We start from the raw sequence: 17,722 nt of genomic DNA, 5'->3' as shown, positions 1-17,722 counted from the left end.
CATGAAAGCCGTCCTCTGCCCGGAACCCGGCCGCCTGGAGATTGTTGAACGCGCGCCCGCGCCCGCCCCATCGGCCGGGTGGGTGCGGGTTGCCGTCAGCCATGTCGGCATCTGCGGCACCGACTACCACATCTTCGCCGGCAAGCACCCGTTCCTGGAATATCCGCGAGTGATGGGGCATGAGATCTCCGCGACGGTAATTGCCAACGGACCGGCGACGACGATCGCGCCGGGAACGCCTGTGGTGGTCAACCCCTACCTTTCCTGCGGCGACTGTGTCGCCTGCCGCCGGGGGAAGCCGAACTGCTGCACGGCGATCAAGGTGCTCGGCGTCCATACCGACGGAGCCTTCTGCGAGGAAATCCTCGTTCCCGAGGGCAATCTTTATCCGGCGATCGATCTGTCGCCAGAGGCGGCAGCGACGGTGGAATTCCTCGCTATCGGCGCCCATGCCGTGCGCCGGGCTGCGGCCCCTGCCGGCGTTCGTGCTCTGGTGATTGGCGCCGGGCCGATCGGGCTTGGAACCGCCATCTTCTCGCGCATCGCCGGCCATGCGGTGACGCTGATGGATACCAGCATCGAACGGCTGGCGTTTGCGACCGACCGGCTCGGTTTCGGTTCCGGCATCGTTGCCGACGAAGCGTGCGTTCGGCGCGTCGCCGAGGCGACCGGGGGCGATGGTTTCGATGTCGTCTTCGATGCCACCGGCCATGGCGGTTCGATGGAGGCTTCCTTCGGCCATGTGGCTCATGGGGGAACACTGGTGTTCGTCAGCGTCGTCAAGGACAGCATCCGTTTCTCCGATCCGGAATTTCACAAGCGGGAAATGACGTTGATCGGCAGCCGTAACGCCACGCGCAAGGATTTCGACCATGTCGTAAATTCGATACGCGAGGGGCTGGTGCCGGTGGAGCGGTTGATCACCCACCGAACGACGATGGACGCGGTGGTCCACGATCTGCCGCGCTGGGCGCATGAGAAGTCGGGCCTGGTCAAGGCGATCGTCCGGATAGCGGCGGCGTGACGACCCGTTCTGCTGCGATGCGAGAAAGCGGATCGGCGGCCAGATATCGAAAGCCGGCCGGAGAAAGTAAGACGCCTTCGCCGAAATCCGCGATTTTTGACGAAAACGCGACTTTTCGGCCAGCTCCGAGCAAGTCCGTTTGTTAATTGTCAGTAATCCGGGCGCATTCTCGCAGAAGTCGCTTGTCTAGAACCGAAACGGGTATACTTGTTGCAGTGCACAAGAAACATGGTAGTCTGGCAGGGATTGCGGACACCAAGACAAACAATCGCAAGCTTGCGTCCGACTGGGAGCGGCGTTGTCGTTGATTGAACCAAGGGGTACGCTTCCTATGTTCTACCAGCTCTATGAATTGAATCATGCCATGATGGCGCCGTGGCGAACGGCGGCGGATGCCATGCGGCTTGCTTTCAGCAATCCGATGAACCCGATCTCGCACACCTATTTCGGCCGCGCGACGGCGGCTGGCCTCGAGGTCTTCGAGCGGTCGACGCGCCGCTACGGCAAGCCGGAATTCGGCCTTCCCGAAACGCTGATCGACGGCGAGCCCGTTGGCGTTCACGAGCGCATCGTCTGGCGCGAGCCGTTCTGCAATCTGATCCATTTCGAGCGCGCGCTTCCCAAGGGGCGGGCTGCCGATCCGAAGGCGCTGATCGTCGCGCCGATGTCGGGCCATTATGCCACGCTCTTGCGTGGAACCGTTGAGGCCCTGCTTCCCCATTCCGACATCTACATCACCGACTGGATAGACGCGCGCATGGTTCCCTTGAGCGAGGGCACCTTCGATCTCGACGACTACATCGACTACGTCATCCAGATGCTGCACTTCCTCGGACCCGACACCCATGTCATCGGCGTCTGTCAGCCCGCCGTTCCGGTGCTTGCCGCCGTCGCCCTGATGGAAGCGGCTGATGATCCGCTGTCGCCGGCGTCGATGACGCTGATGGGTGGGCCGATCGATACGCGCATCAACCCGACAGCCGTCAATCTGCTGGCCAAGGAACGGCCGATCGAGTGGTTCCGCGACAACGTGATCATGCCGGTGCCGTGGCCGCAGCCGGGCTTCATGCGCATGGTCTATCCCGGCTTCCTGCAACTCTCCGGCTTCATGTCGATGAACCTCGACCGGCATCTGATCGCCCATAAGGAATTCTTCGCCCACCTGGTGAAGAACGACGGCGATGCGGCCGAGAAGCACCGGGATTTCTACGATGAATATCTTGCGGTGATGGATCTGACGGCAGAGTTTTACCTGCAGACCGTTCAGGTCGTCTTCATGCAGCATGCCTTGCCCACGGGCGAGATGATGCATCGCGGTCGCCGGGTTGATACCACGGCGATCAAGAAGGTGGCCCTGCTGACGGTCGAAGGTGAGAATGACGACATTTCCGGTCTCGGCCAGACGAAGGCGGCGCAGACGATCTGCACCAACATCCCCGAGCACATGCGGATGCACTACATGCAGCCGGACGTCGGCCACTACGGCGTCTTCAACGGTTCGCGTTTCCGTCGCGAGATCGCGCCGCGCATCGTCGCCTTCCAGCGCGAGCACGCACGCCACGCAAAGCCGGTAAAGCAGCTGATCAAGGGCGGCAAAACCGCCTGATCCCCGTAAAATGCGGGCTTTTGCCCGCTTAGAGTCAAGGGTTTGTCCGATTCCGGGGAAGGGCGTCTTGTAGTCGAAAGCCCGCCTTCCCACATCGTTTTCACCGGGCCGCAATGGGTGGCCCGGGTGATTGCGAGGAATCCTGAAGATGAACCAATCTGCATTGATCCGTCCGGATTGGACGCCCGCGACCATTGCATTGATGGTGCTCGGTTTCGTGGTCTTCTGGCCTCTCGGCCTGGCCATGCTCGCCTACATCCTCTTCGGCGAGAAACTGAAAACGTTCAAGAAGGACGCCAACAGCACGGTCGATGGCATGTGCTCCGCCTTCAAGCGCGGCAATCGCGCCAACTGGACGCAGCATCATCGCACCGGCAACGTCGCCTTCGATGACTGGCGCCAAGCCGAGCTTACCCGCCTCGATGAAGAGCGTCGCAAGCTCGATGAAATGCGCGAGGAATTCGATTCCTACGTGCGCGAGCTTCGCCGCGCCAAGGACCAGGAAGAGTTCGACCGCTTCATGCGCGAACGCCGCAACGGCGGTTCCGGACCGGTAGCCCCGTTCGAGGCAAACTGAGTGACGAAAAAGACATCCGGTGTTTCACATGAAACGCCGGATGTCGCGATCAGCCATGCGGGCCACGTGTCTCTCTCGATGAGAAAACGGGCCGATCCTTATCGATCATCAGGCGCTTCGATCATCAGGCACTGGCAATTCCCTGGATCGTTGATGCCTTAGGGAATTATGCATTAGCCGAAAAGACCGCGAATCGGATAGAAAGCCGTCATGTTCCCTTCTTTCACGCGGCGGCGCATTCCCCCGGCTCCTGTCGACACGACCCGAGAAATCGAAGTCGCGGGCAAGATGCTTCCGCTAACCATCCGCCAGAATTCGCGCGCCACACGAATGACGCTGCGCATCGAGCCCGGCGGTCGGGCGCTGAAGCTGACGGTTCCGCAAGGGCTGGCCGATCGGGAGGTAAACGCCTTCCTCAACCGCCATCAGGGCTGGTTGATGACAAAGCTGGCGCGGTTTTCCGGCGAAAGCCAACTGGAAGAGGGCGGCTCGATCCTGATCCGCGGTATCGCGCATCGGATCGAAAGGTCAGGAAAAATCAGAGGTTTGACCGAGGCAATCATCGTCGGCGAAGACGCGATATTGCGTGTCAGCGGCGGCGAGGAACATCTGCGCCGCCGCATCGTCGACTTTCTCAAGAAGGAAGCGCGGCACGATCTCGATCGCCTGGTCGCGGTCTATGCCGGCCGGATCGGCCGGCGGCCCAAATCGCTGAGCCTGAAGGACACGCGCAGCCGCTGGGGCTCCTGTTCGGCCGATGGCGCCCTGAGCTTCTCATGGCGCATCGTCATGGCGCCGCCGAAGGTCATCGCCTATCTCGCAGCACACGAAGTCGCGCATCTCCAGGAGATGAACCACGGCCCTCAATTCTGGGCGCTGTGCGAAAAGCTTTGCCCCGACACCAACGATGCCAAGCGCTGGCTAAGGCGCAACGGCACGATGCTGCACGCCATCGACTTCGACTGATTTGCTTTGGAATTAGCCGCGGCTGGGGCCGGCGAGTGCCGCCTGAATTTTCTCGTCTGTCTTGTACTGGCTAAGCGCATAGACCGACCAGATCGCTGCCGGTACCCAGCCGATCAGGGTAATCTGCAGAATGAGGCAGATGATGCCTGCAAAGGGACGGCCGATGGTGAAGAACTGAAGCCAGGGAAGAATGAGGGCAAGCAGCAGACGCATTCGTCTCTCCGTTGTGATAGAATGCATATGGTGAGCGCACGCCGACACCGCAATGCCGCACCCTCTGGACGACGGTGTGCAGGGTGGTTTTTGGCTCGACTCCAGCGACATTTCATGCAAGGTCGCTTCTCATGAAAACCGAAGTGAAGATATGCGGGCTGAAGACCGCGGAAGCGGTGGATCGCGCAGTTGCGCTCGGCGCAACGCACACGGGGTTCATCTTTTTCGCCAAGAGCCCGCGCAACCTGGAACCCGATGACGCTGGCCGCCTGGCGGAAAGAATCCGAGGCAAGGCGAAAATCGTCGCCGTGACCGTCAATGCCGACAATGACGATCTCGATGAAATCGTCGCCGCGCTTAATCCGGACATTCTGCAGCTGCATGGCAGCGAGACGCCCGACAGGGTGCTCACCGTCAAGGCGGTCTACGGCCTTCCGGTGATGAAGGCCCTGTCGATCCGCGACGCCGACGATCTGAAAAAGGTCGAGCCCTATATCGGGATCGCCGACCGCTTTCTCTTCGATGCAAAGCCCCCAGCAGGATCGGAATTGCCCGGCGGCAACGGTGTTTCCTTCGACTGGAAGCTGCTCGATGCGCTTGACGGCAGCGTCGATTACATGCTTTCCGGTGGTTTGAACGTGAACAACATCGGTGAGGCCCTGGCGCAGACGCGCGCCCGCGCCATCGATACCTCCTCCGGCGTCGAGAGCGCGCCGGGCGTCAAGGATCTGAAGCTCATGGAATCGTTTTTCGATGCCGTTCGCCAGGCGGAGGCGGTTACGGCACGGTCAGGGAGCAAGACGTGAACGAGGCGCCAAAACTGAATTCCTTCCGGGCGGGCCCTGACGAAGACGGCCGTTTCGGCATTTTCGGTGGCCGCTTCGTTGCTGAAACCCTGATGCCGTTGATCCTCGATCTGCAGGCCGAGTGGGACAAGGCAAAGAACGATCCGGCCTTCAAGGCCGAACTCGACAATCTCGGCGCGCATTATATCGGTCGCCCGAGCCCGCTCTATTTCGCCGAACGGCTGACCGCAGAACTCGGCGGCGCCAAGATCTACTTCAAGCGCGAAGAGTTGAACCACACCGGTTCGCACAAGATCAACAATTGCATTGGCCAGATCCTGCTTGCCAAGCGCATGGGCAAGACGCGCATCATCGCCGAAACCGGCGCCGGTCAGCACGGCGTGGCCTCGGCCACCGTCGCCGCCCGCTTCGGCCTGCCTTGCGTCGTCTACATGGGCGCGACCGACGTCGAGCGTCAGGCGCCGAACGTCTTCCGCATGAAGCTTTTGGGTGCCGAGGTGAAGCCGGTGACCGCCGGCAACGGCACGCTCAAGGATGCGATGAACGAGGCGCTGCGCGATTGGGTTACCAATGTCGACAACACCTATTACCTGATCGGCACGGCTGCCGGTCCGCATCCCTATCCGGAAATGGTCCGCGACTTTCAGGCCGTCATCGGCCAGGAGGCGAAGGAACAGATGCTTGCGGCCGAAGGCCGGCTGCCCGATCTCGTCATTGCTGCCGTCGGCGGCGGTTCCAATGCGATCGGCATCTTCCACTCGTTCCTTGACGACGAAGGCGTGAAGATCGTCGGCGTCGAGGCTGGCGGCAAGGGGCTCGACGGCGACGAGCATTGCGCGTCGATCACGGCCGGTTCGCCGGGCGTGCTCCACGGCAACCGCACCTATCTGCTGCAGGACGGCGACGGACAGATCAAGGAAGGCCACTCGATTTCGGCCGGCCTCGACTACCCCGGCATCGGCCCGGAACACTCCTGGCTCAACGATGTCGGCCGCGTCGAATATGTGCCGATCATGGACCACGAGGCGCTGGAGGCATTCCAGATGCTGACCCGCCTTGAAGGCATCATCCCGGCGCTGGAGCCCTCGCACGCCTTGGCCGAGGTCATCAAGCGTGCGCCGAAGATGGGCAAGGACGAGATCATCCTGATGAATCTCTCCGGTCGCGGCGACAAGGACATCTTCACCGTCGGCAAGATTCTGGGTATGGGGCTATAACGATCATGACCGCACGCATGGACAGAAAGTTCGCCGATGTGGCGTCGGAAGGACGTCCGGTCCTTGTCACCTATTTCATGGGTGGCGACCCCGATTTCGAAACGTCCCTTTCCATCATGAAGGCGCTGCCGAAGGCCGGTGCCGACGTCATTGAACTCGGCATGCCGTTTTCGGACCCGATGGCCGACGGACCGGCGATCCAGCTTGCCGGCCAGCGCGCGCTGAAGGGCGGCCAGACGCTGGCAAAGACGCTGGAGATCGCTCGCCGTTTCCGCGAGGAAGACCAGCGCACGCCGATCGTGCTGATGGGCTACTACAATCCGATCTACATCTACGGCGTCGATCGCTTCCTGACGGATGCTTTGGACGCAGGCATCGATGGCCTGATCGTTGTCGATCTGCCACCGGAGATGGACGATGAACTCTGCATCCCCGCCTTGCAGAAGGGCATCAGTTTCATTCGCCTGGCGACGCCGACGACGGATGACCGTCGTCTGCCGAAGGTTCTCGAAAATACCTCGGGCTTCGTGTACTACGTCTCGATGAACGGCATCACCGGCTCGGCACTGCCGGATCCGTCGTTGATTGCCGGTGCCGTTCAGCGCATCAAGGCCCATACGAAACTGCCCGTTTGCGTCGGTTTCGGCGTCAAGACGGCGGAACATGCAAGAGCCATTGGTGCTTCCGCCGATGGCGTCGTCGTCGGTACGGCGATCGTCAATCAGATCGCGTCGAGCCTGACCGAAGAGGGCAGGGCAACGGACGCGACGGTACCGGGTGTCGAAGCGTTGGTAAGGGGCCTTTCGGCTGGCGTGCGGTCCGCACGGCTCGCAGCAGCCGAATAATTGCCTATATTAGCGCGCACAACCCGAAGAAAATCTTCAGGAGTCTATAAGTGAACTGGATCACAAACTACGTTCGGCCGAAGATCAATTCGATGCTGGGCCGCAGGGAAGTTCCGGAAAATCTCTGGATCAAGTGCCCGGAAACCGGCGAGATGGTGTATCACCGCGATCTCGAGGAAAACAAATGGGTCATCCCGCAATCCGGCTTCCATATGAAGATGCCGGCCAAGGCGCGACTGAAGGATCTGTTCGACGGTGGCATCTATGAAGCCCTGCCGCAGCCCAAGGTGGCGCAGGATCCGTTGAAGTTCCGCGACTCCAAGAAATACTCCGATCGCCTTCGTGACAGTCGCGCCAAGACCGAGCTGGAAGATACGATCGTGGCCGGTGTCGGCCGCGTCCAGGGCGTCAAGCTCGTCGGCGTCGTGCATGAGTTCAACTTCATCGGCGGTTCGCTCGGCATGGCCGCAGGCGAAGCGATCGTGAAGGCCTTCGAGAAGGCGATTGCGGAGAAGTGCCCGCTGGTCATCTTCCCGGCCTCCGGTGGCGCCCGCATGCAGGAAGGCATCCTGTCGCTGATGCAGCTGCCGCGCACGACCGTTGCGGTCAACATGCTCAAGGAAGCGGGCCTTCCCTATATCGTCGTTTTGACGAACCCGACCACCGGTGGTGTAACCGCCTCCTACGCCATGCTTGGCGATGTCCATCTGGCCGAACCCGGCGCCGAAATCGGCTTTGCCGGCAAGCGCGTGATCGAGCAGACCCTGCGCGAAAAGCTGCCGGAAGGCTTCCAGACCGCGGAATACCTGCTGGAGCACGGCATGGTCGACATGGTGGTCAAGCGTCATGACATTCCCTCGACGCTGGCCCGTGTGCTGAAGATCCTGATGAAGAAGCCGGCCGATGCGGTAAAACTCAACGGCGGCGGTGCAGAACCAGCGGCTTTGCCGGTTGCGGCAAGCGCATAGCATACGATCCTATCGGGGCAGGGCGAGATGACAGCGGTGGAAGCCAGCGAAGCAGGCTATGAGATCGAAAAACTCCTTGCCTTGCATCCGAAAGGCTTCGACCTGTCGTTGGACAGGATAACCCGGCTTCTGGCCGCGCTCGGCAATCCGCAGGATCGGCTGCCGCCGATCATTCACGTGGCCGGCACTAACGGCAAGGGCTCCGTCACCGCATTCTCGCGGGCGGTGCTTGAAGCCGCGGGCTTGAGCGTTCACGTCCACACCTCGCCGCATCTGGTCAACTGGCACGAGCGCTATCGGCTTGGCGTCAAGGGTGGCAAGGGCAGGCTCGTCAGCGATCCCGTGCTTGCCGATGCGGTTCGGCGCGTCGCGGAAGCCAATGGCGGCGAGAAGATCACCGTCTTCGAAATCCTGACCGCCGTTACCTTCGTTCTTTTCGCCGAACACCCGGCAGATGTCGCGATCATCGAGGTCGGTCTCGGTGGCCGCTTCGACGCGACCAATGTCATAACCCGCCCTGCGGTCTCCGTGATCATGCCGATCTCGCTCGATCACCAGGCCTATCTCGGCGACCGGGTCGAACTGATCGCAGCGGAAAAAGCCGGCATCATGAAGCGTGGCTGCTCCGTCGTCATCGGCCAGCAGGAAGAAGAAGGCGTCCGCGACGTCCTGACCTCGACCGCCGAGCGTCTCGGCTGCCCGATGTCCGTCTACGGGCAGGACTTCATGGCGCATGAGGAATTCGGCCGCCTTGTCTATCAGGACGAGCGGGGTCTGTCTGACCTTCCCCTGCCGAAGCTGCCCGGCCGTCACCAGTATGCCAATGCAGCCGCGGCCATCCGCGCCGTCCGCGCCGCCGGTTTCGACGTGCCGGATGCGGCCATCGAGCGCGGTGTCGCCGGCGTCGAGTGGCCCGGACGCTTGCAGCGTCTTGCCGGTGGCAAGCTTGGTCACTACGGCCCGCAGGATGCGGAAATCTGGGTCGATGGCGGGCACAATCCCGGTGCCGGCCAGGTGATCGCCGAAGCCATGGCGAATTTCGAGGAGCGGGAGTCCCGCCCGCTGTTCCTGATCATCGGCATGATCAGCACCAAGGATCAGCTCGGTTACTTCCGCGCCTTCCTTGATCTGGCCGAACAGGTCTTCACGGTGCCGATTCGTGGCTCCGATGCCGGTCTGGATCCGGTGGCCCTGGCGCAGGACGCGGCCTCGGTCGGCTTCGAGGCGTCCGCCGTGTCATCGGTGGCCGAAGCGTTGACCGTCATCGCCAATCTCGTCGACGAAGACCCGATGCCGCCACGCATCCTGATCGGCGGTTCGCTCTATCTCGTCGGCGACGTGCTTGCCGATAACGGTACGCCACCGAAGTGATCGGTTGCCTGCGACAAGGATCGCAACAGGCCGCCATTTGCGCTGGCGCCCGAAAATTGGCAGCCGGGCAATTTCCTCTAGAGCATTTCCAGGAAAAGTGCGAAGCGGTTTTCCGTCAGGAAATGCGTAAAAACAAAGAGATAGAGCGTTTGTGCGGTTCCGCATAAATCGGAAACGCTCTTGACAAGAAAAAAGCCCGGCAAGCCGGGCTTTGAAGTCACTTCGATGTGGTGGCCTTAAGCGGCCGCAGTCGAAATCCAGGACGTCAGGGCCGTCTTCGGAGCAGCGCCAACCTTGATGTCGGCAACTTCACCGGCCTTGAACATCGCAAGCGTCGGGATCGAGCGCACGCCGTATTGCGCGGCCAGCTCCGGGTTCTCGTCGATGTTCAGCTTCACGACCTTGACCTTGCCGGCGAGCTCGTTGGAGATTTCCTCAAGGCTCGGCGCGATCATCTTGCACGGGCCGCACCATTCAGCCCAGAAATCGACAACCACCGGCTCGGCGGCGTTCAGCACTTCCTGCTGAAAATTGGATGTATCGACTTTTACAGTAGCCATCGGCTGCTCCTTGCGTTCGAAATGTCGGTGTCCAGATGTTGTGTCTCATGTGAGGCTGTCCCACTGGATTTTCAATATCGGGTATCTCACTTTGTCGCGAGGTCTTCAAGGCTCCTGTCCAGTGCCGCATCCTCGAGCACGTGGATGACGGGGCCTTCGGTGAAGATCAACGCACACTGGAAGCGGTGCGCGGGATAAAGTGGCCGCAGCAGCTCGCGATAGATCGCAAGCTGGGTTTTATAGGCGGCGGGGACGTTGTCGGCTGACGCGGGCACGCTGCGATTGGTCTTGAAGTCGGCAATGGTGACGACGCCATCCGCCACCGACAGCCGGTCGATCCGGCCGGAAACGGCAAATTCGCGGTTTGCGAGCTTCAATGTGCCCATGACCGAGACTTCTGCGCGGCTGGCGCCGGAAAAGAGCGCGCGCAGGTCACCATGATCGAGGACCTGCAGGACGGCATCACGCAGGCGCTTGCGTTGCGTTTCGGGCCAACGCGGCACCGAGCGGGCGAGATATCGGTCGGCCGCCGCCAGGCGCTCGGACGGGGCGATCGACGGCAGCACCTGCAGCAGCCGGTGCAGGATGGCGCCGCGCAGCATCGAGAAATTTGCTGGCGTTTTCACGGAAAACAGCGCCGAGCTGACGATCATGTCGCCGTCGTCCTCATCGACCGCAATGCCGACGCCCGATGGGCTCAGCGGCCGCGGCAACCGCCGTGGCGGCGGCAGCGGCGTCGAAAGAGCAATCGGCAGGCCGGTCTTCGCGGGGGCCATGAGGTCCGATAGCTCGTCACCTGACGGCACTTCGCGCGGCACATGCGTTTCCCGCCAGGAGTGCCCTGGCCATTCTTCGTCACCCGCCTTGAAGGTGACAGGGGTGCAGCGACCATTCTCGTCCTGCGAAAGGCTCGCCTGCACGATGGCGTGCCAAGTGTCCGCACTTGGCCGCTGCCCGCGATACCCGCAGACGACCAGCCGGTCGGCAGCCCGGGTCATGCCCACATAAAGCAGCCGGCGGTATTCTTCCTCGGCCAGCGTCTTCAGCCGGTCGCTGTCGGCGGCGATGAGTGAATTCGAAGCCGAACCGGGCGCCCGCCAGACGGGCAGCGGGTAGCTCGAGCCATCGGCGAGTGGCATCTCGAGGAAGCGAAGATCGGGCACGTGCTGGGAGTTGAAAGGCTTGCCGCCGCCGTCGACCAGAAACACCACCGGCGCCTCCAGCCCCTTGGCCGCATGCACCGTCATGACCCGGACTTCGTCGCGCTCCTTGTCCTGCTCGCGCTTGACGGTCGGCGCCTCGATTTCGAGCGTCGAGACGAAAGCCTGCAGGCCGGGCAGGCCGCTTCTTTCGTGTTCGAGCGCAAAGGTCAGGAACTCGTCGAGAATGTCGCTCACTTCGCTGCCGAGCCGGGCGAGAAACGCCGCGCGCCCACCATGAACGCCAAGCACGCGGGCATAGAAATCATGCGGGGCCAATTGTTGAGAAAGGGCGGCATAACGAAGAAGCGCCTTGACGGTTCCCTCATGTGGGGAGCCTTCGATGGCGCCGGATTCCTGCAGCCTCTGCCAGAGGCTAGCGCCTTCGTCCCGTCGGGCAGCGAGTTCGAAAAGCATGTCTTCGTCGAGGTTAAACAGCGGGCTCTTTAACAGCGCCGCGAGCGACAGGTCGTCCTCCGGCAGCAGCATGAAGCGCCCGAGCGCCAGCAGGTCCTGGATGGCGATATGGCTCGTCAGAACCAGCCGGTCGGCACCGGCGACGGGGATGTCGCTGCGCCGCTTCAGGGCGCGGGTCAGCGCATTGACAAAGGCGTCGCGCTTCCGGACGAGCACGATGACATCGCCCGGGCGCATGGCGCGGCGCACGCCCTTTTCGATGATGGTCTCGCGCCCGATCCAGCTATCGAGTACGGCGGCAATGCGCCGTGCCAAAATGTTGACCGGTGCCGTTTCCGGCGTGGCATCGAAGGGGGCCGTCCATTCGTCGTCGGTCGCCGTCGGCTCGGCCGCGATCACATCCCAGATGTCGACGGCGCCGGGATGGCCGATGCGGTTCGAGGCGTGCACGACCGCTTCGTTCCGGGCGCTCAGCCCACGCGCATGCGCCGGGTTGGCAAAGACGGTATCGACGGCGGAGAGCACGTCGACGGTGGAGCGGAAGGAGAGCTGCAGGCGGATCGGACTGAACGCCTTGCCGCCGTCTCGCACGCGCCGCTCGGTCTCGATGCTTTCGCGCGAGAAACGCTCGGGGCGTGCGCCCTGGAACGAGTAGATCGATTGCTTCTCGTCACCGACGGCAAACATGGTGCGCTCGTTGCCGCGCGCACTGTCGCCCGAGAAGAATTCCGCCGCCAGCGCCTGGATGATCGTCCATTGCGTCGGGCTCGTATCCTGGGCTTCGTCGACAAGGATATGGTCGATGCCCTGGTCCAGCTTGTAGTGAACCCAGGCGCTGACGTCGCCGCGCGCAAACAGGCTTGCGGTGCGATTGATCAGGTCCTCGAAGTCGAGCTGGCTGCGGGTGCGCTTCAGCGCTTCATAGTCGTTGTTGAGCCGATCGGCGAGCGTCAGCGCCGAGAGTGTCGCCTCGTACATCTGGATGATGCTCAGCCGGTCGGCGCAGGCGATGACATGATCGCGGGCGGCTTCGACCAGCTCAATCAGATCCGGCGCGGCCTGGAGCATGGCCTTGTTTACGAAGGCCGATTCGGCGCGCGGCTTGCCGGTGCCGGTAAAGAACAGCTCCTGCAGCCCCTCGTATCGGGCCATCGGATCGACAAGCTTGGCCGTTGCGCGAAGCCCCTCGGCGAAATCGAGCACCTTGGCGCCGCCGGCGCTGGCAGCCAATCCAAGGTAGCGTTCGAGGGCCGGGCCGTTAAGGCCGGGAAGCGGCCAGACGCTTTCGAGGATGCGCTCGACGCTGTCTTCAGGTTCAAGCCTGAGTGCCGCGTGCAGTTGCACGGCGACGCCGCCATGGAGGTCAGCATGGTCGAGAAATGCCTGTATCGCCGTGCGGTTGGAGACGATCGCACCCAGCAGTTTTTCAAGCCCGGTGTCGTCGGCAAGCTCGAGCACGGTGGCAAAGGCATCGGCAAGCGGTGCATCGCTGTCAGCCGTTGTCGCGGTCAAGAGGGCGCGGCGCGCGTCTGCCAGCAGCACGGCCGCCGCCCGGTCGTCGAGAACCGAGAAATGCCCGGCAACGTTTGCCTCGAGCGGAAACTGGTGCAACAGCGCCTCGCAGAAGGCGTGGATGGTCTGGATCTTCAGGCCACCCGGCGTTTCGAGCGCGCGCGCAAACAGCCGCCGCGCCTCCTGGAGCTTCAGCCGCGAGGGCAACTCGCCCTCGATGGTTTCGATCCGCTTTTCCAGCGCCTCGTCGTCGAGCGTCACCCATTCGGCAAGGCGTTCGAACACGCGGTTCGACATTTCCGAAGCCGCCGCCTTGGTATAGGTCAGGCACAGAATGGCCGAAGGCCTGCAGCCCGCAAGCAGCAGCCGGATGACGCGCTGCGTCAGAACGTGGGTCTTGCCCGACCCGGCATTGGCTGAAACCCAGGCGGAGCGAGCGGGATCGGAGGCGAGCGACTGCCGGCGCGACGTCCAGTCGAGCCAGGCTTCGGGCGTCCTTTCGTCGGGGCCGGCGCTTTCATCCCTCATCGCTGTCATCCTCGCTGTCGGCTGTCGACCATTCCGCAACCCGGGCCAGATGGTCGTATTCACCGCCGTAGTCGCGTTCCTTCTGCACGATCAGTCGTGAGGCAAAGCCATGTCTGCCCGACATCAGGGCGGTCAGCAGCTTTCTAAGCTCAGTCAGGGCGTCGTCCGCCAGCTGATCGGCCGATTTCGTTTCCTTGGCGCGGCTGTTTTCGTTGTTGACGGTCTCGACCTTGAAGCGGGAGCCGGGCTTCAACCGGACATAGAGCAGCGATTGCGGGTGGCCGGGACCCATGCCCTTGAACGCACCGGCTTTCAGCGCTGCCGCTTCCAGCGCCAGCTGCGGATCGAGCAGCACGCGGGCTTCCTTGATCGACGGGCTGGAGCCGGTCTTGTAATCGATGATTTCCACCGTCCCGTCGGTCATCGTGTCGAGCCGGTCGGCGATCCCCGTCAGGCGAATATCCACCACCCCGATCTCCATCGATGCCGCAACTTCGGTCAACGGCTTGCGGATAAACCGCGCACGCTCCCGTTCCCAGGCGACGAACGCCTTGCCGACCGCTGCAAAGCGTGGCCGCCATATGGTGTCGATATGGGCGGGCAGCCGTTCTTCGTCGAAGGCTTCATTGAGCAGGCGGCCCATCGCCTCTTCTGCAGCCGCGGACAGGATGTCGAAGCCGCCGCGCACGAAACGATCGACGATGCGGTGATAGAGCGTGCCGCGTTCTGACGCGCCCGGATCGCGATTGAACGGGTCGAGCGGATGCAGACGCAGGATCCGGCGCGCGTAGATCGAATAGGGATCGCGGCGAAGCCGCGAGACTTCGCTGAACGAATATTTGCGTGGCTGCAGGTCGACCGGCGGCTTGGGTGCCGGGCGCTCGGCCAAGGCCTGACGCCCACCCTTGTCGAGCATCCGCGCCCACAGGAGATAGTCGCTGCCGTTCGATCGCAGGTTCTCTGCCAGCCGCTTGCCGCCCAGCGCCAGCAGCCGCTGCAGCCATCGCGATGCGACGGTCGGCGCCGATCCCTGGCGCATCGAGCGGGTGAAGATCAGCTTGCGGGTGCCGCACGCCATCTGGAAGTCGTGGGCGAGCTGGCCGATGCGGCGTTCGGGCGGCTCGAGGCCGATCCCGGTTTTCATCGTTCGGGAAAGGAAGGGATCATTGGCGGTTTGCCCCGGCCAGTTGCCTTCGTTCATGCCGCCAAGCACCACGAGATCCATGCTCTGCAGGCGCGATTCCAGCGCGCCGAAGATGAAGACGCGGGGGTGGCGCATCGAGCGCGGCTTGACCGCCTCACTGGCGGCAAGCGCCTCCATGATGTCGCACCATTGCGGTCCGTCGGCATCCATCTGGCCTTCGGTCTCGATGATGCCGCGCAGCAGCGTCGCCAAGGCTTCGCCTGCCTCGCCGGACCATAGACCGCTGAGGTCGGCGCGCTCGTCGCCGCAGACGGCCTCCAGCGCCTGGCCGGTTCGTGTCGCCCATTCGGCAAAGGTAAATATCTCGGAGAAGGGGCGGCGGCCATGGCTGCGCCGCACCAGCGCGCCGGCGAGTGGGTCCGTTGCCACCTTTACCCGCGCTGCGAGGCCCCTCGCGGCGAGAATGTCGTCCTCGGTAATGCCGATCCGCCATTCCGGGGGATGGCGGTCCGTCCTGTGATGGCCGGCTGCCTGTTCGAGCAGCGGCACCAGAAGCGAAATGTCGGCGATATCGGTGCCGCTGCGCAGCGCCAAGCGCTCCAGCACATCGGCGCTGCGGCGCATCTCCGCCTGCGGCAGGCCGAAGCGGGCTAGGGGATGCTTGAACAAAGCGACCAACGGTACCGGATCGCCGGGCCTGAGACTTGCCTCCAGCAGAAGCCGCATCAGCGTGCCGGCAGGCGTAGAGGCGAGCGGCGTGCCGGCGGAATCGTCGGCCTCGATATCGAAACGTGCCAGCTCCGCGCCGACACGGCGCGCAAGATTGCGGTCGGGGGTGATCAGGGCCGCCTGGCTGTCGTCGCTTCCCTCAAGCGCCAGCCGCAGTGCGATCGCGATCGCCGTCGCCTCCTCGCGCTCATTGGCGGTTTCGATCAGGGCGACGTCGCCAAAGGCCCGTTGCAATGTTTCGGGCTTAAGTTCGTTGCGGGTTTCAGTCCAGCCATTCGTCGCCTTGGCGGGCAAAAGCGCATGCGACAGGATTTCGCTGCGATCGATGAGCCCTGCATCGGCCTGGTCGAGGGTCGGGATATCGCGGCGTTCCACCTGCATGCGTTGCAGCAGGCGGTGAAAGCCGTATTGCGGGTGGCTGCGGCTGGCCGGATCGGATCTGCCGCCGGTGACGGTCTCGCCGACGATCATGCCCCATTCGGCGTCGGTCATCGTCTGGTCGAGCCCCGGCAGCACGATCGTGCCGTTGGACAGCTTCTGAACCGCGGCAATCAGGGCGGCCGTCGCCGGGATGGAGCCGGTCGAACCGGCAATGACGATCGGCCCTTGAAGCGCGCCCGCGGCAATGCGCTGGGTCTCGGCCTGCAGGATGGCGTTGCGATGTCGTGCCGGCGAGGATTGTTTGAGTTCTTCCAGCCGCTCCGGCCAATAGGTGCGGGCGATTTTCAGGAACTCGAGCGTCAGCTGCCACCACAGCGCATGTTCGCCGGCATCGAGACTGTCGAGCTGCTCCCAGTCGAGTTCTTCCGTCTCCATCGCATCGATGAGTTCGGCCAGATTGCGCGCCAGCCAGATGGCGTCCGCCGGGCTTGCGGGGGCGATCAGTGGGCTTTCCGCGTGAATGTCGAGCACCACCTTCGGCAGGCGGTTTCGCCAGGCAAGGATAAGCCGGCCAAGTTCGATCAGGCGGGCGGTGCCGGGAAGGGGCGGCGCCAGGTCCAAGATCGCCGGCACTTCCGCATCGAAGAAGCCGCTGTCGTCATCGGTTTCGCCGAGTGCCCGGATCGTCGGCAGGATTGCCGAACGGCCGCCGAGCAGATCGACGAATTCGGAGCGCAGCACGCGGGCGGACCGACGCGTCGGGACGAAAATCGTCACGCCGGCAAGCGGCAGCGGATCCGCGGGATCGTAGCGAAAATCCGGCGTCAGCGTCCCGTCGCAGAGTTTGCGCGCAAGTGTCTTCAGGAAGGGCAGGCCCGGCGGAATCGTAAAGACGTTGGTTCCGCGATAGGACATGCTCATCCTTCCGGCTGGTAGCGGCGGATCGCGGCTTCAGCGTCTTCGATCGCCTCTGGCGTGCCCACAGTCATCCAGTGGCCGTCGAGCACGATGCCGAACAATCGGCCTTCGGCGATCGCCCGATCGAAATAGATGTTCAGGTTGAACGCATCATCCGGCGCGTCGGCAAACAGTTTCTTGTCGAGCGCGATCGCGCCGGCATAGACCACGGGATTGTCCATGCCCTCGGCATAGCGGACCAGACGGCCGTCGGTGCCGAGCGAAAAGTCCCTCTTGCCGTTGTGCCCGGTCGTATCCTCGTCGCGCACGCAAAGCAGTGCCATGTCCATGCGCTGCGGATCGAAGAAGCCGGCGAGCCGCTCGAGATTGCTGGGCTTGCCCGCTTCCTCGCCAACCCAGAAGAGATCGGCGTTCATCACCAGAACGGGGCCATCGGCAAGCAGCTTCAGCCCCTTGACCAGGCCACCGCCCGAATTCATCAGCGCATCGCGTTCGTCGGAAATCACGATTTCGGGCGCCGGGCGCTGCGCCAGATGTGCTTCCATCTGGTCGGCGAAGTGGTGGACGTTGACGGCTGCCCTGGTGACGCCGGCGTTCACCAGCAGATCCAGAACATAGTCGATCATCGGCTTGCCGGCGATCTTCACCAGTGGCTTCGGGATGGAGTTGGTGATCGGGCGTAGACGGGTACCGAGGCCCGCCGCGAGCACCATCGCATTGCTGATCGACATTGCTTCTCTG

14 protein-coding genes are annotated in these 17,722 nt (G+C 63.0%); 9 read left to right on the top strand and 5 right to left on the bottom strand.

Features of this window, described 5'->3' with window-relative positions; genetic code table 11:
* The first annotated feature begins 1 nt into the window (after nucleotide 1).
* From C6558_RS29685 to C6558_RS29670, 4 genes are all read left to right on the top strand, one after another.
* The gene (locus C6558_RS29685; RefSeq protein WP_057206483.1) at nucleotides 2-1,024 is read left to right on the top strand and encodes a zinc-binding alcohol dehydrogenase family protein; all 1,023 of its coding nucleotides are present in this window, start codon (nucleotides 2-4) and stop codon (nucleotides 1,022-1,024) included.
* 331 nt (nucleotides 1,025-1,355) lie between these two features.
* Complete coding sequence (phaZ, locus tag C6558_RS29680) at nucleotides 1,356-2,630, top strand: polyhydroxyalkanoate depolymerase (RefSeq protein ID WP_107028045.1); 1,275 nt, start codon at nucleotides 1,356-1,358, stop codon at nucleotides 2,628-2,630.
* Between the two features lie 148 nt (nucleotides 2,631-2,778).
* On the top strand, nucleotides 2,779-3,207 hold the full coding sequence (locus tag C6558_RS29675; RefSeq protein WP_025425327.1) for a DUF2852 domain-containing protein: 429 nt from the start codon (nucleotides 2,779-2,781) through the stop codon (nucleotides 3,205-3,207).
* A gap of 210 nt (nucleotides 3,208-3,417) precedes the next feature.
* Complete coding sequence (locus C6558_RS29670; RefSeq protein WP_025425328.1) at nucleotides 3,418-4,173, top strand: M48 family metallopeptidase; 756 nt, start codon at nucleotides 3,418-3,420, stop codon at nucleotides 4,171-4,173.
* Between the two features lie 12 nt (nucleotides 4,174-4,185).
* Here C6558_RS29670 and C6558_RS29665 read toward each other — a convergent pair whose 3' ends face one another.
* The gene (locus C6558_RS29665; RefSeq protein WP_025425329.1) at nucleotides 4,186-4,386 is read right to left on the bottom strand and encodes a YqaE/Pmp3 family membrane protein; all 201 of its coding nucleotides are present in this window, start codon (nucleotides 4,384-4,386) and stop codon (nucleotides 4,186-4,188) included.
* 131 nt (nucleotides 4,387-4,517) lie between these two features.
* Between C6558_RS29665 and C6558_RS29660 the strand changes: the two genes are divergently transcribed.
* The 5 genes from C6558_RS29660 to C6558_RS29640 are packed head-to-tail and all read left to right on the top strand — an operon-like array spanning nucleotide 4,518 to nucleotide 9,593.
* Nucleotides 4,518-5,192: a phosphoribosylanthranilate isomerase gene (locus tag C6558_RS29660; protein ID WP_057217168.1), complete on the top strand. Its 675-nt coding sequence runs from the start codon at nucleotides 4,518-4,520 to the stop codon at nucleotides 5,190-5,192.
* Nucleotides 5,189-6,409, top strand: coding sequence for a tryptophan synthase subunit beta (gene trpB / locus C6558_RS29655; protein ID WP_025425331.1), 1,221 nt, complete (start codon nucleotides 5,189-5,191; stop codon nucleotides 6,407-6,409). Before C6558_RS29660 ends, trpB begins: the two co-directional genes overlap by 4 nt.
* 5 nt (nucleotides 6,410-6,414) lie before the next feature.
* Entirely contained in the window at nucleotides 6,415-7,254 is an 840-nt protein-coding gene (trpA, locus tag C6558_RS29650) for a tryptophan synthase subunit alpha (protein ID WP_025425332.1), read from the top strand.
* Between the two features lie 50 nt (nucleotides 7,255-7,304).
* The gene (gene accD, locus C6558_RS29645) at nucleotides 7,305-8,222 is read left to right on the top strand and encodes an acetyl-CoA carboxylase, carboxyltransferase subunit beta (RefSeq protein ID WP_025425333.1); all 918 of its coding nucleotides are present in this window, start codon (nucleotides 7,305-7,307) and stop codon (nucleotides 8,220-8,222) included.
* A 27-nt stretch (nucleotides 8,223-8,249) separates the two neighbouring features.
* Entirely contained in the window at nucleotides 8,250-9,593 is a 1,344-nt protein-coding gene (locus C6558_RS29640; protein ID WP_025425334.1) for a folylpolyglutamate synthase/dihydrofolate synthase family protein, read from the top strand.
* A gap of 236 nt (nucleotides 9,594-9,829) precedes the next feature.
* Here the strand turns inward: C6558_RS29640 and trxA are convergent, their stop codons facing one another.
* The 4 genes from trxA to C6558_RS29620 all read right to left on the bottom strand — a co-directional run bounded on the left by trxA (nucleotide 9,830) and on the right by C6558_RS29620 (nucleotide 17,712).
* Nucleotides 9,830-10,153, bottom strand: a complete 324-nt coding sequence (gene trxA, locus C6558_RS29635) for a thioredoxin (protein WP_025425335.1) — start codon at nucleotides 10,151-10,153, stop codon at nucleotides 9,830-9,832.
* Between the two features lie 86 nt (nucleotides 10,154-10,239).
* Nucleotides 10,240-13,809, bottom strand: coding sequence for a double-strand break repair helicase AddA (gene addA, locus C6558_RS29630; protein ID WP_057217170.1), 3,570 nt, complete (start codon nucleotides 13,807-13,809; stop codon nucleotides 10,240-10,242).
* Nucleotides 13,799-16,978 carry a double-strand break repair protein AddB gene (gene addB, locus C6558_RS29625; protein ID WP_025425337.1) on the bottom strand — a complete coding sequence of 1,060 codons (3,180 nt, stop codon included), beginning with the start codon at nucleotides 16,976-16,978 and terminating at the stop codon, nucleotides 13,799-13,801. The genes addA and addB overlap by 11 nt, the downstream gene beginning before the upstream one ends.
* 2 nt (nucleotides 16,979-16,980) lie before the next feature.
* Nucleotides 16,981-17,712: a nucleotidyltransferase family protein gene (locus C6558_RS29620; protein WP_025425338.1), complete on the bottom strand. Its 732-nt coding sequence runs from the start codon at nucleotides 17,710-17,712 to the stop codon at nucleotides 16,981-16,983.
* Nucleotides 17,713-17,722 lie beyond the last annotated feature (10 nt).

It is taken from the genome of Ensifer sp. NM-2 (genome assembly GCF_003024455.1).
GTDB lineage: Bacteria > Pseudomonadota > Alphaproteobacteria > Rhizobiales > Rhizobiaceae > Ensifer > Ensifer canadensis.
The sequence above is the reverse complement of the archived record's forward strand: the minus strand, read 5'-3'. Positions and strand labels throughout refer to the sequence as shown.